The 14,319-nt window shown below is 51.4% G+C and carries 12 protein-coding genes; 1 reads left to right on the forward strand and 11 read right to left on the reverse strand.

The genetic code is table 11. The features are described 5' to 3' along the window. Positions 1-2,724, forward strand: coding sequence for an FtsX family ABC transporter permease (locus C12CBH8_RS08770; RefSeq protein ID WP_215533034.1), 2,724 nt, complete (start codon positions 1-3; stop codon positions 2,722-2,724). 402 nt (positions 2,725-3,126) lie between these two features. On the opposite strand, the gene C12CBH8_RS08775 is transcribed toward C12CBH8_RS08770, so the two are convergent. From C12CBH8_RS08775 to C12CBH8_RS08825, 11 genes are all read right to left on the reverse strand, one after another. Beyond that, entirely contained in the window at positions 3,127-4,080 is a 954-nt protein-coding gene (locus C12CBH8_RS08775) for a transketolase family protein (protein ID WP_090264505.1), read from the reverse strand. A 3-nt stretch (positions 4,081-4,083) separates the two neighbouring features. Continuing rightward, positions 4,084-4,926 (reverse strand): transketolase, encoded by an 843-nt coding sequence (locus tag C12CBH8_RS08780; RefSeq protein WP_215533035.1) that lies wholly within the window; start codon positions 4,924-4,926, stop codon positions 4,084-4,086. Positions 4,927-4,932: 6 nt separating this feature from the next. After that, positions 4,933-5,760 carry an HAD family hydrolase gene (locus C12CBH8_RS08785; RefSeq protein ID WP_215533036.1) on the reverse strand — a complete coding sequence of 276 codons (828 nt, stop codon included), beginning with the start codon at positions 5,758-5,760 and terminating at the stop codon, positions 4,933-4,935. Between the two features lie 37 nt (positions 5,761-5,797). Further along, the gene (locus tag C12CBH8_RS08790; protein WP_215533037.1) at positions 5,798-6,715 is read right to left on the reverse strand and encodes an RluA family pseudouridine synthase; all 918 of its coding nucleotides are present in this window, start codon (positions 6,713-6,715) and stop codon (positions 5,798-5,800) included. 4 nt (positions 6,716-6,719) lie between these two features. Then, positions 6,720-7,196, reverse strand: coding sequence for a signal peptidase II (lspA, locus tag C12CBH8_RS08795; RefSeq protein WP_246441424.1), 477 nt, complete (start codon positions 7,194-7,196; stop codon positions 6,720-6,722). 131 nt (positions 7,197-7,327) lie between these two features. Beyond that, a complete protein-coding gene (ileS, locus tag C12CBH8_RS08800) occupies positions 7,328-10,117 on the reverse strand; it encodes an isoleucine--tRNA ligase (RefSeq protein WP_215533038.1) in 2,790 nt (929 codons plus the stop codon). Positions 10,118-10,257: 140 nt separating this feature from the next. After that, positions 10,258-11,031, reverse strand: a complete 774-nt coding sequence (locus tag C12CBH8_RS08805) for a DivIVA domain-containing protein (RefSeq protein WP_099322575.1) — start codon at positions 11,029-11,031, stop codon at positions 10,258-10,260. 14 nt (positions 11,032-11,045) lie between these two features. Continuing rightward, positions 11,046-11,804: a YlmH family RNA-binding protein gene (locus tag C12CBH8_RS08810; protein WP_246441442.1), complete on the reverse strand. Its 759-nt coding sequence runs from the start codon at positions 11,802-11,804 to the stop codon at positions 11,046-11,048. Between the two features lie 79 nt (positions 11,805-11,883). Then, complete coding sequence (locus C12CBH8_RS08815) at positions 11,884-12,342, reverse strand: cell division protein SepF (RefSeq protein ID WP_090264516.1); 459 nt, start codon at positions 12,340-12,342, stop codon at positions 11,884-11,886. Between the two features lie 13 nt (positions 12,343-12,355). Then, positions 12,356-13,093 carry a YggS family pyridoxal phosphate-dependent enzyme gene (locus C12CBH8_RS08820; RefSeq protein ID WP_090264518.1) on the reverse strand — a complete coding sequence of 246 codons (738 nt, stop codon included), beginning with the start codon at positions 13,091-13,093 and terminating at the stop codon, positions 12,356-12,358. After that, positions 13,068-14,279: a biotin/lipoyl attachment domain-containing protein gene (locus tag C12CBH8_RS08825; RefSeq protein ID WP_246441815.1), complete on the reverse strand. Its 1,212-nt coding sequence runs from the start codon at positions 14,277-14,279 to the stop codon at positions 13,068-13,070. The genes C12CBH8_RS08820 and C12CBH8_RS08825 overlap by 26 nt, the downstream gene beginning before the upstream one ends. Between the last annotated feature and the right edge of the window lie 40 nt (positions 14,280-14,319).

Raw genomic sequence — 14,319 nt, forward strand, 5'->3', positions numbered from 1 at the left:
ATGAACAGCCTTTGGACTTTAACGGGACGTTATCTGCGCAAACAACGCCGACGTACCATCCTAACCACTTTGGGCATCACCATGGCAGTGGCTCTGGTAGCTGGACTGGGCCTTATCATCACCGGCGTACAGCAGATCCTCATCGGCGACGCCATCGACAATACCGGCAACTGGCATTATATCGTGGGAAGCGCCCCCTCTGATGCCGAATCCACGCTGAATACCCCCATAGAAGATCTGGATATGGAACGACATCCCATTACACTCTCCTACGATCAGGCCACTCAGTTGAGTCAGAACGTCCGATTTGAAAAAGCCGGTCTTGCCAGGGAATATCAATTCGCCCAGTTGGATCTGGCTACTCCTGACAGCGATCCAAACGACGCCTCAAATTACAATTACCTGCAAATGCGGGAATTTGATTTTGTGGCCGATGAATTCCGTCCTTACCGTGCCGTATCGGGACGTCTTCCTCAGAATCCAGGGGAAATTGCCGTCAGCATGGGGCTCATGGATAAACTTCCGGGCAATCCGCAGCTTGGGGATACCATCACTCTACAGATCGGATATTTCACAGGGGCACGTACTGATGTAGAGAACTACGAATCCCCGGTTGAGTATACCTTCACTCCAAAGCAAACTTGTACCTATACCTTGGTCGGGTACATCAATGTGGTCAGCGACAGCAGCATGATGAACACCTATAACGCTGTGACCTATGGGTTCCAAGGCGGTGAGGATTGCTACACTACCTACGTCCGGATGAAGCCGGGCAGCGATTTCAACCAGGGTATGCTGGACGCTTTGAAAGAAAACGGGATCGATCACACAGGAACCGATATCTTGACCGCTGACGGCATCGTCTCCAACTATTCCCTCCTCCGCTGGTCGGGCCAGAGCGCCAATCTGGAGGCAAACGCTGCTTTTAGCGGCTTATTTATCCTGTTGGCCGCCATCATTCTGGTGACTATGGGAGCGGTCATCCGCAACTCCTTTGCCATGTCGGTGTCCGAACGCATTACCCAGTTTGGCATCCTGCGTTCCATCGGAGCATCCCCAAAACAGATCCGGGGATTGGTCTTGCGGGAAGGCATCCTGGTTTCCCTCTTCTCCATCCCCTTGGGGCTTTTGTCCGGCATCGCGGCGATGGCCATTGTGTTCCGCGTCGTGGCAAGCTATGAAGTCAGCTTCTTTAAAAACTTCAAGTTGGTCATCACTCCTTGGCCGCTGATTTTGGCCGCTGTTTTGGGCCTGTTGGCCGTATTGATCTCGGCCTGGTCCCCGGCCGTCAAAGCCGGTTTGGTTTCCCCCATCGAAGCTGTACGCGGCCACGCCACCCTTCACGGCGAGCGTATCAAACGTTCCCGCCGCGGCAAAGTACTAGGGAAAATTTTTGGTACTCCCGGCGTCATGGCAGCCCGCAACATCCGGCGCAATCCCAGACGATTCCGTACCACGGTGTTTTCCATTGGCCTTAGTGTCACGCTCTTTATCTCCATCGGCAGTTTTGCGCAGTCGGCCAGCTCCAGTATTGCATCGGTTGTCCCAAACGGCGCTGATTTTACTGTACAATACTACGTACCCTCCTCCACGGAACAGGATGCCGAAACCGATCCCCAGGTGGATGCCGACATCCAAAAGAATCTAAACCTATTGCAGGATCTCCAGTCCACCTTGCATCAGACAAACGGCGTCAGCAAAGCTGAAGTCATAAGCTCTTCTGAGGCGGCCACCCGGTCGATCCAAGGGCACTACTCCAAGGAATATCAGGAACTGATGAGCGAGTACGGGCATTACGGTTCAAGCTCTTGGGACAGTGATGTGGAATACATGACCTTGATGTTTGTGGATGAATCGGGATACAATTCCCTTGACCTCGGAGGAAATGCACCCAGTTATCAGCAGTTGACAGATGGAGGCGCCATTCTCTTCGACACTTATTCAGTTAATAATCAAGGTACCAGCATTACCAGCATCCGCATGTCCGATTTAAAGGTGGGTGATTCCATCAATCTGCTGAAAACATTGTACGATGAAAGTGGTGAACTCTCTTTTACTGACAAAGGTTCTGTTACTGTATCGGCAATCCGGCAGGAGGCCCCCTGGGTCACCGGCAGAAGCAATACGGCCTTTACTTTGGTCCTATCCAAAGACAGCGCCATCGCCAATCAGTTCTCCCCCTACAGCTATACCCTCTCCGTCAAATGCCTGGACGGCCAGATCGAAGATACCCGCACAGTTTTGGATTCCCTGGAAACCGGACGTTATCTCAATGTCACCGATATCATTTCAGAACAACTGGAAAGCCGCAATTATGTGGCCACCATCAATCTTTTCCTCTACGGCTTTTTGACGGTCATTGTGTTGATTTCCGTTCTCAACATCATCAACACCGTCAGCACCAATCTGCTTCTCCGACGCCGTGAGATCGGTATGATGAGAGCGGTGGGAATGTCTAAGGGCCAGTTGATCCGCATGCTCCTTCTGGAGTGTACGCTATATGGTTTCTCCGGTGCGTTATGGGGATCCATTGCAGGCGAACTCCTCTATCTTGCTTTGCTGCACACAGGCCAGGGCCTTATCGGTACCACCCATTTCTTCCCCACTTCCAGTATCCTGCTCTCCTTCCTGTTGTCAATCCTTATCGCCATCTTGGCCGGCGCGGAACCCATGTTCCGTATCATCAGAACACCTATTGTGGATTCTATCCGTGCGGAAGAATAAGTTTATTCTTGATCGGGCTGTATCACAAAATCTGTGGTACAGCCCGATTTTTCTTTCTAAACAGCCAATATTTGTATTTTTACTCTATTATTATACTATTTGTATTTAATTTTCTTCCTTTATCCAGAGATGCGGATATCAATTCATCTCAGATGAAGGCCGGTCATTGCCTTTTCCCCCGAAAATAAGGGGATTTTTGGGGTGTAATCGAAAAAAAGACCGGTAGAAAAATCTTTCTGCTCATCTTTTCTTTTTACCTGATATCTTTTCTCGAAAAAGGTTATTATTTGGAACAATTCGTAATTTTTTATTTTAATTATACAATTTGTATTTTATCTTTTCCCCTTTTCAAGATAAAAAAGCCGGCTCCTAATGGAACCGGCTTCTCTTATCGTCGTATGATTAGGAATTTTTAAGGGCGATAGCCTGTTTTGCCTGAGCCACAATTTTCTCTGCCGTCAGGCCGTAATGCTTGAGCACTTCCAAGGCCGGACCCGAATGTCCAAATTCGTCTTCCACACCGTGGCGAATAATCGGCACAGGACAAATACCCGACAATGTCTCAGCCACTGCACCGCCTAAACCTCCGATGATGGAATGTTCCTCGGTGGTCACAATAGCACCAGTTTCCCGGGCAGCGGCCACCAGGATCTCACGGTCGATGGGTTTAATGGTAGGCATATTGATAAGCCGAGCCGAAATGCCTTCGTTTTTCAGCTGTTCTCTCGCGGCAATGGCCTCTCCTACCATCAAGCCTGTGGCTACGATGGTGACATCCTTTCCTTCTCCCAACAGGATGCCTTTACCCAATTCAAAAGAATAATCATTCTCGTTGAACAGTACCGGTACAGCCAAGCGGCCAAAACGGAAATAAACCGGACCATCATGTTTGGCAGCGGCTAAAACAGCCTTTTTAGCCTCCACATAATCGGCTGGACAAATAACCGTCATCCCCGGGATAGCCCGCATCAAAGCAAAGTCCTCACAGCATTGGTGGGAAGCGCCGTCTTCACCCACCGACAAACCGCCGTGAGTTGCACCGATCTTTACCGGAAGATGAGGGTATCCGATGGAATTACGAACCTGTTCATATGCTCTGCCGGCGGCAAACATGGCAAAGGTGCTGGCAAATACAAGCTTCCCAGTGGCAGCGATACCGGCGGCAATGGACATCATATTTTGCTCTGCAATGCCGCAGTTGAAGAATCGGTCGGGATACGCTTTCTGAAAAGCTAATGTCTTTGTAGCATGGGCTAAGTCGGCATCCAACACAATCATATCTGGATTTTGAGCACCCAGTTCCACCAAAGCCTCACCATAGCTGTCGCGGGTCGCAATCTTTTTCACATCAGCCATTGTTTAGTCCTCCAATCCAGCAAGTTGCTCGCCAAGTTCTTTCATTGCCTGCTCATAAAGATCCTGACCCGGCGCCTGCCCATGCCAGATAAAATTATTTTCCATGTAGGAAACGCCCTTGCCTTTGACCGTCCGGGCGATGATGACGGTGGGTTTCCCCTTTACAGTCCGGGCTTCCTGGAAGGCAGCTTCGATCTGGTCAAAGTCGTGGCCGAAGATCTCAATGGTGTGCCATCCGAATGCCTGGAATTTTTCCGGGATAGGATAGGGCGAATTGACTTCTTCAAGCGAGCCATCGATTTGGAGGTTATTGTTGTCGATAACCGCTACCAGATTATCCAGCTTTTTTGCCGAGGCAAACATAGCCGCTTCCCATACCTGACCTTCTCCTAATTCACCGTCCCCCAGAACGGTATACACCCGGTAAGAATCTTCACTAGTCTTAGCCGACAGGGCCATCCCTACAGCGGTGGAAATACCCTGGCCCAAGGAACCGGTGGACATATCTATTCCAGGAACTTGTTTCATATTTGGGTGGCCTTGAAGAATGGAATCAATTTTGCGCAGAGTTTTCAACAGATCCACAGAGAAAAAGCCGCGGTTTGCCAATGTGGCGTACAGAGCCGGAGCCGCATGACCTTTGGACAGTACACAACGATCCCGATCTTTCCAATGCGGCTTTTGGGGGTCTACCTTCATCTCCTCAAAATAGAGATAAGTCAACACATCAGCTACCGAAAGAGAACCGCCCGGATGGCCGGACTTGGCGTGAAACACGCCCTCAATCGCGCCCATACGAACTCGTAGGGCCATTTTGGTCAATGATTTCTTTTTGGCTTCATCCATAGAATATTAAACCTCCTGTGCAAAAATCGTCCCACATTCTATCTTTCCAACAAAGTCCGCTACGGCACCCTGGGTATGATCCCGTACGATAAGGTCGGCTTCCGGATACAGCTCTTTCGGCGCATTGGCCGCCAGAGCACCGCAGCCTGCCTTACGGACTAATTCACGGTCGTTATAATAATCGCCGATTGCAAAGGTTTTGTCAAGGGCAATCTTTAACATCCGGGCCAGAACGCCCAGCGTCTCCCCTTTATTCGATCCCTCCGGCAGCATCTCATAATACTGAGGACTGGTGGCCACATAGGTCACTCCATGATGAGAAACACGATTACAAAATTCCATTACGTCCACCATACGGTCGGACGGAGCGCCATATAACACTTTGTGCCATACAGGGGGAACCTCGTCTAAGGTTGTCTTTACATAAGGGAGGCCTTCGAACTTTACATGTTCCCACGTGATATCGTTGCCCCGCAGAACATACAATTGCCGTCCAGAGGAGAACTCCACCCCTATATCCGGCATGCATTCCAGAACTCGGCGGGCATACTGCTTGGCCTCTGGAGGAAGAGGATGTTCCCATACAATACGTTCCTGCCTGTAATCGTAAAGCAGGCTGCCGTTCATCACGCATACCGGCGCATTGACTGGGAGCTGCTCCACATATCGCCTGGCTGACTCAACAGTTCGGCCTGTCGCAATGGTGAATATGCCGCCTTCCTCCACAAAACGTCTCACCGCTTGCAAATTGTTCTCTGGAATCCGGCTGTTTTCATCCAGCATGGTTCCGTCCAAGTCGGAGATAAGCAGGCATCCTTCCAGGGATTTTGACACAATGACACCTCCCAAACACAAACAAAAGCAAAAGCAGTTACACTTGCTTCTGTAAATCGGATAAAAACTTCACAAAGTAATCGGGCAAGGCGCTGGAAAATTCCAAGTATCGCCCATCCCGGGGATGTTCAAATCCCAAAACCTTGGCGTGCAGACATTGTCCATGCAGCGATGTGATGACCTTCTTAGGACCGTACACAGCATCCCCCGCTACGGGATGACCCAAGGACGCCATATGCACCCGGATCTGATGGGTGCGCCCCGTCTCCAGCTTCAAGCGGAGATGAGTAAATCCCGGGTACCGCTCCACCACTTCATAATGAGTGACAGCTTCCCGTCCTCCCGGCACCACCGCCATTTTCTTGCGGTCGGTGGGATGACGTCCGATGGGGGCATTGACCACCCCTTGATCGTCCCGGAATCCGCCGTACACCACCGATTCATACAGCCGCAAAAAAGAGTGGGCTTGAATCTGGGCCGCCAGATGCTGGTGGGCAAAATCGTTTTTAGCCACCATGAGAAGGCCGCTGGTGTCCTTGTCGATGCGGTGGACAACCCCCGGGCGGAGCACACCGCCGATACCGGACAGATTCCCCCTGCAATGATAAAGCAGTGCATTGACCAACGTCCCGTCGGGATTGCCGGGTGCAGGATGCACCACCATCCCTTTGGGTTTGTCGACGACTAAAAGATCCTCATCCTCATACACGACGTTAAGCGGGATATTTTCTGGATAAGCCTCCATTTCAACGGGATCCGGCACCGTGACACAGACGGTATCCCCCGTTTTCATCTGGGTCTTTTTGCTGGGCTTGCCGCCGTTGATCGTGATGTTCCCTTCTTCGACCAGGCGCTGAACTGCACTTCGGCTGAGATCAGGCACGCTGGACGATACAAAGACGTCCAAGCGTTTGCCTTGGTTCTCCTGCCCTACCGTCAGACGAAAGGTTTCCACAGTCTCACCTTCTTCTGCGCCCCTTGTGGGCCAGGATCGCCCCGCCCGGCGACAGGATCACACCCAGTACAAACAGGACTGCACCGATCACCACACAACAGTCGGCAAAATTGAAGATGGGAAAATCAATGAGTTTAAAATAAAACATGTCCACCACAAAGCCGCGGACAATCCGGTCGATCATATTGCCAATGCCTCCGGCACACAATAGGATGACCGCCCATTTGGTCACTGGATGGGCAAATTTTTTAAAAATTAAGGCATACAATGCCACCAGTACAAAGACTCCCGTCAGCACCATAAACACCCATCGGTGATCCTGAAGGATGCCGAAGGCTGCGCCACGGTTTTCCAGATACTGTAGTTCAAATACGCCGTCCACCACGCTGATGGACTGCTCTATCAAAGATGTGGCGGCCCACCATTTGATCAGCTGATCGGCGCCTACCAGCACTACAATGGCCAACAATGCAAGCAGCAAGGGCCACCTCCCTTTCTGACGTATGTCGTCTACACAAAGGCGGCGCTGCCGGTCCCCGTCTCAAACAGGGCAGATCAGCAGACGCCTCCTTTCTTTTCTATCTTATCAACTTTTTATGAAAGTCCCGTCTTTTACTCCACAATGGCGGCACAACGTGCGCACAGGGTCGGATGTTTCTCATCCTGGCCCACGGTATCGCTGTAAGCCCAGCATCGCTCGCATTTTTCACCGGATGCTTTATCGACTGTCACCGACAAGCCTTCCATCTCGGCGTCGAACTCCCCTTTGCCTTCCTTCTCGATGGTCAGCCGCGATACAATAAAGATATCAGGCAGCTCCTTTTCCACCGATTTTGCAAAGTCGTAAAGCTCGCCTTCGCAATAAAGTGTAACATGAGCGTCCAAGGAGGAACCCACTACCTTCTGGTTACGGGCCAATTCCAATGCCTTCTTTACATCCTCGCGGATGGCGTGGATCCGCTCCCAACGGGCTAAGAATTCATCGTCATGAGCCACCTGGGAGGGCGCAGGCATATCATTGAGCAATACCGATTGAGCATTGTCCGCCTTAGAGTGAGGCATATGCTCCCAAATCTCCTCCGAGGTAAAGGCCAGGATGGGGGCCAGCATACGGGTCATAGCGTCCAGCACGCGGTAAATAGTAGTCTGAGCGGCCCGGCGGGATGGGCTATCCGCCTTTTCTACGTAGAGGCGGTCTTTGAGTACATCCAGGTAGAAATTACTCATATCCACCACACAGAAGTTCTGGATCGGATGGGTAACACGGTGGAATTCATAGTGATCGTAAGCGTCCCGCACCAATCCCACAAGGCTGTCCAGACGCATCAAGGCCCACTTGTCGATGGGTTCCAGCCGATCGTAATCCACCTGATGCTGATCGGGATCAAAATCGCTTAAGTTGCCCAGAATAAAACGGGCGGTGTTGCGGATCTTGCGGTACACCTCAGACAATTGACTCAGGATATTGGGGGAAATGCGGATATCCGCATGATAGTCGGAAGATGCTACCCACAGGCGCAGGATATCGGCGCCGTATTTATCCACAATCTCCTGGGGCAGAATGCCGTTGCCCAGGGATTTGCTCATTTTTTCACCGTTGCCGTCCACAACCCAGCCGTGGGTCACAACCGCTTTGTACGGCGCTTTGCCAGTGGTGGCGATGGAGGTAAGCAACGACGATTGGAACCAGCCGCGATACTGGTCGGCGCCCTCCAGATACAGATCAGCCGGCCATTTCAGATAAGGACGTTGAGCGCATACGGCCGCATGGGATGATCCGGAGTCAAACCAGACGTCCATAATGTCCTTTTCCTTCTCAAATTCATTGTGGCCGCATTCCGGACAGGTAAAGCCTTCCGGCGCAAAATCGGCGGCGGGACGGACAAACCAGCTATCCGATCCCTCTTTGCGAAAGATGTCGGCGATGGTATCCACCGTCTCCCGGGTGATGATGGGTTTGCCACAGTGCTTGCAGTAGAGAATCGGGATGGGCACGCCCCATTTGCGCTGGCGGGAAATACACCAGTCGGCACGGTCGCGCACCATTGAGGTAATGCGGTCCTCCCCCCAGGCGGGAATCCATTCTACGCCTTTGATGGCCTCGATGGCCTCGTTTTTAAAGCTGTCGATGGAACAGAACCACTGTTCTGTAGCGCGGAACAAAATAGGCTTCTTGCAGCGCCAGCAGTGGGGATAGTCATGCACAATGCGTTTGGCGGCAAACAACGCCCCCGTCTCTTCCAGATGCTTGCCGATGGCTTTGTTGGCTTCGTCGGTACTGAGGCCGGCAAATTGACCGGCTTCGTCGGTGAGATAGCCTTTGTCGTCCACCGGCACTACAATGGGAAGTTCCGGATAATTGCGGCACACCACATAGTCCTCTACGCCGTGGCCGGGTGCTGTATGGACACATCCTGTACCGCTTTCCAGCGTGACATGGTCGCCTACGATCACCAGGGAATCCCTGTCCAGGAAGGGATGACGGGTCACCATACGCTCCAGTTCAGATCCGCGGATGGTCCCCAGTACCTGATACTCTTCAATGCCTGCCTCGGCCATAACCGATTGATAAAGCGCTTCAGCCATGACAAAATACTGGCCGTTGGCCTCAATGAGGCAGTAATCAAACCGCGGGCCAACACAGATAGCCACATTACCCGGCAATGTCCAGGTGGTGGTGGTCCAGATGACAAAATAAGTCTCGTCCAGATTGGCGCCCATGGCGGTCAGCTTGCCCTGATCATCGGTTACCTTGAACTTAACATAGATGGAGAAGCAGGGATCCTTATCATATTCCACTTCAGCTTCGGCCAAAGCCGTCCCGCAGTCGGTGCACCAATACACCGGTTTGAGACCTTTGTAGATGTAACCCTTCAGGGCCATCTCGCCGAATACCTCAATCTGTTTTGCCTCGTACTCCGGCTTTAAAGTGATATAGGGATTGTCCCATTCACCCATAGCACCCAGACGTTTAAACTGATTGCGTTGATCGTCCAAGTATCCCAAAGCGAAGTCACGGCAGATCTTGCGCAGTTCCACCGGGGAAATGGTGGTGGAATTGCCGACGCCTGCACGGGCACGGGCCTTCAATTCTGTGGGAAGGCCGTGGGTATCCCATCCAGGGACATAAGGGGCCTGGAAGCCGGACATATTCTTATAGCGGATAATAATATCCTTCAGTGTTTTATTGAGGGCGGTTCCCAGATGCACATCGCCATTGGCATAAGGAGGACCGTCGTGCAGCACAAAAAGAGGTTTCCCCTCGTTGTGCTTCATGAGAGCCTGATAACGGTTTTCTTCTTCCCATTTCTTGAGCATCTCCGGCTCGCGTTTGGGCAGACCGGCCCGCATGGCAAAGTCGGTCTTAGGTAAATTGAGTGTCTTGTTGTAATCCTGAGGCATAGTAGGTATTCTCTCCCTTATGTTCAGTTGAGACCGATGCAGGATGGCATCTGCCTCTCCTCTATTTTACAGTCAGAAAAATAACCCGTCTGGGCGGAGCATCCCCTCTCAATCAGGGAGCAGATGCTCAATTTTTGTGATTATCGATTGCCCAAAGTTGGATAATCGTCGTCAGCCGACATATCGTAGTGTTCGCCGAACTTCATACCAAAACTGCTCAAAGGACGTCTGATTTCCTCAGTGGAACGTTGAACTGGAGCAGATTTTCTCTCCGGTATCGTAACAGCAGGCGCTTGCGGCTGGATCTCCTCCGCCGCTTCCACTGCAGGCGGCGCTACCGGAGCCTGTGTTTCAGCTGATTTCAGAATGGTTTGAACCGGCTGCTGTACAGGTGTTTCCACCGGCTGTTCCTCCGCCGGTACAGCGACTGCTTTGGGTTCTTCCACAGGTGCCTGAGGCGCTTTCTCCGGCTCCGGCAATGCGCTGATCAGGGCGATGTGTTCTTTATAAATAGACAACAGCCGCTGTTTAAAGCTGCCTACTTCCTGCTGGATCTTATCAAGGGCCTCACTTTGACGGACCAATTCACGCTGCGTACTGCCCACAAGTTTTTCCGCTTTAATGGAAGCGTCCTGCATAATGAGATCGGCTTTGTGCTGGGCCTCTCGGATAATGGCATCTCCGGCCTTTTGTGCACTCAGGAAAGCCGTTTGGATACTGGACTCTTCACTGCGGTATTCTTCAATCTTCTCCACCAGGACCTGCATCTTCTTTACCAGCTGGCTATTTTCACGATAAAGTTTGTCGTAATCTTCATAAAGCTCATCTAAAAAAGCATCTACGTCTTCCGGACGATAGCCCCCAAAAGAGCTCTTTTCAAACGTGCGGTTTTTGATTTGCACGGGAGTCATCATAGCGCTTGTCCTCCTTAACAGTATTTATTTAGCAAGATATGCAGTCTGCCTTTTCGAGTGGGTGAACCAAATTGCGCGATGATCCCACGGCCCCACCCCCGTATAGACAGTTTATCCTCCTCTTTGATGGTATAAGAGACATTGGTGCATACTTCATGGTTGACCGAGACAAGTCCCCCCTGGATCATTTTGACCGCTATGGAACGAGATTCATTGGCGGCAAATGCCACCACACAGTCTAATCTGCTGGAGGCCACAACGCCTTCCTTCGGTTCTACTTTTCGACCGGCAGGCAATTTCCCTTCCAAGCCCAATAAACATTTGACGCCCACGCGTCCTACTTTTTCCACTTGCGAAACAATATAACTTGCCATTTCACTCAGCACAAACAGGACACACCGTCCTTCTTCCACCAGGATATCCCCTAGGACCTCCCGCTTGATGCCTAAGGCCATCAGCGATCCTAAAAAGTCCCGATGGGTTAGGGTATCCTGTTTCCGGAAACGCAAGGTGATGGGTTGGATCGGAAAGGCCTCTGCGTCCGGCTCTTCTGGAAATACGCCGAATACCGTCCGCTCCGCCTCCTTATATCCGCCCCATCCTAAAAAGAAAGCGCAGCCAAATCGCTGCGCTACCGTCTGCGCCAGCACAGCTTGGCGCTCATCTAAGAATCCGACAAAGCAGGGGTTTCTGCGCCGCTCCATCAAACGGATAGCGTCTAGTACCCGGGCTTCCAATTGCTGATCCTCTGTAGAATGCTTTGATGCGCCCACGCAAACCTCCTGCTAGAACAGGTTCAGCCGGCAGCGATGTGTTTGTTCATCGCCCCGGCTCAACATGATGCTCTTCTCTTTAGAAATAAACGCCGCTATTTTCCAATTCATCCAACAGATCACCCATAATGCCCACATTGTAAGGGGTGATGATGTATGTACTGGTGGATGCGCGTTTGATCTGGCCGTTGTTTGCATAGGCCACACCGCTTAAGAAGTCCACCAAACGGCGGGATACATCTTTATTGGTCTGCTCCAGATTGAGCACAATGGTGCGTTTTGCATTGAGGTGATCGGCAATGGAAGATGCATCCTCAAAGCGTTCCGGCTTGACCAGCACAACCTGCAGCTGGGCAGTGGCATGGATATTTACAACCTTATTGGCGCGTTTTGTCTCCCGGACGGGTTGTTCCTCGGGCTCTTCCTCCGGCTGTCTGGAAATAATGTCATCCATCTCATCGGTCTCCTCTTCGTAGTCGTAATCGTACTCCTCATCAGGGCCGCTCATAATATTTTTCATCTTATCCAGTAAACTCATAGGGTGAAACCTCCTATTTTTTTCTCAATCCAAACAGTGCAGTCCCCGGCCGGATCAGGTTTGAGCCTTCTAAGATGGCCTCCTGATAATCGCCTGACATGCCCATGGACAGGTACTTCATACAAACATTATCTAATTTTTTAGCCTTTATGTCAAGAAAGAGTTGGTGCATATTTGAAAAATATTGCCGAACTTGTGCACTTGTTTCACATATAGGCGGAATGCTCATCAGGCCTTCCACCTGGATCCCCGGCAGTTCTGCGATTTGTTCTACCAATTCCATGGCCTCGTCCCGCGGGATGCCTGATTTGCTTTGTTCCTCCCCGATGTTGACTTCCACCAGGCAATGGGTCACCAATCCCTTTTCCTCCGATATCCGGCTGATCTCCCGGGCCAAGTGTATCCGGTCCACCGACTGGATCATCTCCACTTCTCCCACGATTTTACGAACCTTATTGGTCTGCAGTGCGCCGATGAGATGAACGCCTACGCTGTCCAGATGCAGATCCGGTTTCTTTGAGAGAAACTCCTGCACCCGGTTCTCCCCAATCTTATCCACACCGCACTCAATGGCATGGTTGATGAGATCCGGAGCTACAGTCTTAGTCACGGCCAGTAGAGTGATATCCTCTGGGCGCCGTCCCGAGCGAACAGCCGCTTCTCCCATATGGAACCTGATTTCCTTAAGGTTCTCCTCCACCATTTTGAGGCGAGGATCTGTATCACTATCGGGTAACCACTTTTCCATCATATAGATCCTTCCCTTCTACAATAACCTGATCGTAAGCTTGCAGGGCATCTTTCAGCTCGGTGTCAGTCTTGCAGAGCATATATTCGTCGTTGCTGTAGACCTTTTCGATGGGGGCGAAGTGGGCGACTGCCCCTTCCACAATGTATACTCCCATCTGGTCCTCCTCAAAGTGAATGGCCTTATTGCTCACGCGGATGCCGGAATAGCTCTTGAACCGGATGGTCACCGTCTGTTTGCGAAGAGAATTCAGAACCTCCGAAAGAGTATCGCTCTGGAGTACTACCGCACAAGAACCGTCCTTTTCCGCATTAACTGCCATCACTGTCATGTCAATCTCCTCTGGCGACAGTTCCGGCACCTGTAGCTGCACCTGATTGCCCGCTTTGATCGTGATACCGGAGTCGGCCGGCAGAGTGAACACATAGTACCACTTGTGTTCCAAAGCTAATTTTCCCACGGCGTTAGCCCCTTCGGTGGATGCCGGCTTTTGAAGGAGTTCCTCTACTTGGGACTTTGTAATGTTTTCCAAGTCGTCGCAATCGGCTGCATATTCGTATCCATCGATGTTAGAGTAAAAATAACCCGAGGCTGGCGCTGTGATGGTAGAAACCGGTTCTGGGAATTTCTGCTGCAAAGCATCTCGTTCCTGCGTCAGCTGCTGGATGCGCGCATCAAAATTTTCTACCTTGCCGGTGACCAGTTGACGGCGGTTATAGAGATCCAATAAGCCGTTTTTGGACTGCTCCAATTTGGAAAACTGACGGCTGGCCGTTACATCCAACAGCTGGAATAATTTATCGCTGAGCTGCTTGTCCAGTGAGTCCACTGACACCGCTCCGCCCAAGTTGGCTGACTCCACCTCTTTCAGCATCTCGATTTCTTCATCCAACCCCCGTATGGTTTGATGGGCTTTGGCGGTTTCCTCGTCCTGACAGATGTACGCCACTGTTCCTTCATAGCCTACCTTTTCCCCATCGGCCAAGGCATAGGACTTGACGCCCTCTTCCTCGGATGTCAGAATCTGTTCCCTGCGTATCATCATGCCTTCTACATTCAATTCATCATAGGCTTCTGTGACATAGGCGGTCTCAGTAGCGACCTGGTTGTTGCCGGACAACATTACCTGTACTACCACATAAGCGATCAGAAGCACCACTGCCAGGCCCACGCCCACGCGCACAGCCACTTTACTCAATCTGGTCCACCTCCTTTTTTAACGTCTCAAA

The organism is Solibaculum mannosilyticum, assembly GCF_015140235.1.
Classification (GTDB): domain Bacteria; phylum Bacillota; class Clostridia; order Oscillospirales; family Acutalibacteraceae; genus Solibaculum; species Solibaculum mannosilyticum.

Coding starts and splice junctions, on each gene's coding strand:
- C12CBH8_RS08805 (WP_099322575.1), bottom strand. CDS start 11,031: ATGATGACTCCCGTGCAAATCAAAAACCGCACGTTTGAAAAGAGCTCT.
- ileS (WP_215533038.1), bottom strand. CDS start 10,117: ATGCCTCAGGATTACAACAAGACACTCAATTTACCTAAGACCGACTTT.
- C12CBH8_RS08780 (WP_215533035.1), bottom strand. CDS start 4,926: ATGGATGAAGCCAAAAAGAAATCATTGACCAAAATGGCCCTACGAGTT.
- C12CBH8_RS08775 (WP_090264505.1), bottom strand. CDS start 4,080: ATGGCTGATGTGAAAAAGATTGCGACCCGCGACAGCTATGGTGAGGCT.
- C12CBH8_RS08820 (WP_090264518.1), bottom strand. CDS start 13,093: ATGATGGAAAAGTGGTTACCCGATAGTGATACAGATCCTCGCCTCAAA.
- C12CBH8_RS08815 (WP_090264516.1), bottom strand. CDS start 12,342: ATGAGTTTACTGGATAAGATGAAAAATATTATGAGCGGCCCTGATGAG.
- C12CBH8_RS08770 (WP_215533034.1), top strand. CDS start 1: ATGAACAGCCTTTGGACTTTAACGGGACGTTATCTGCGCAAACAACGC.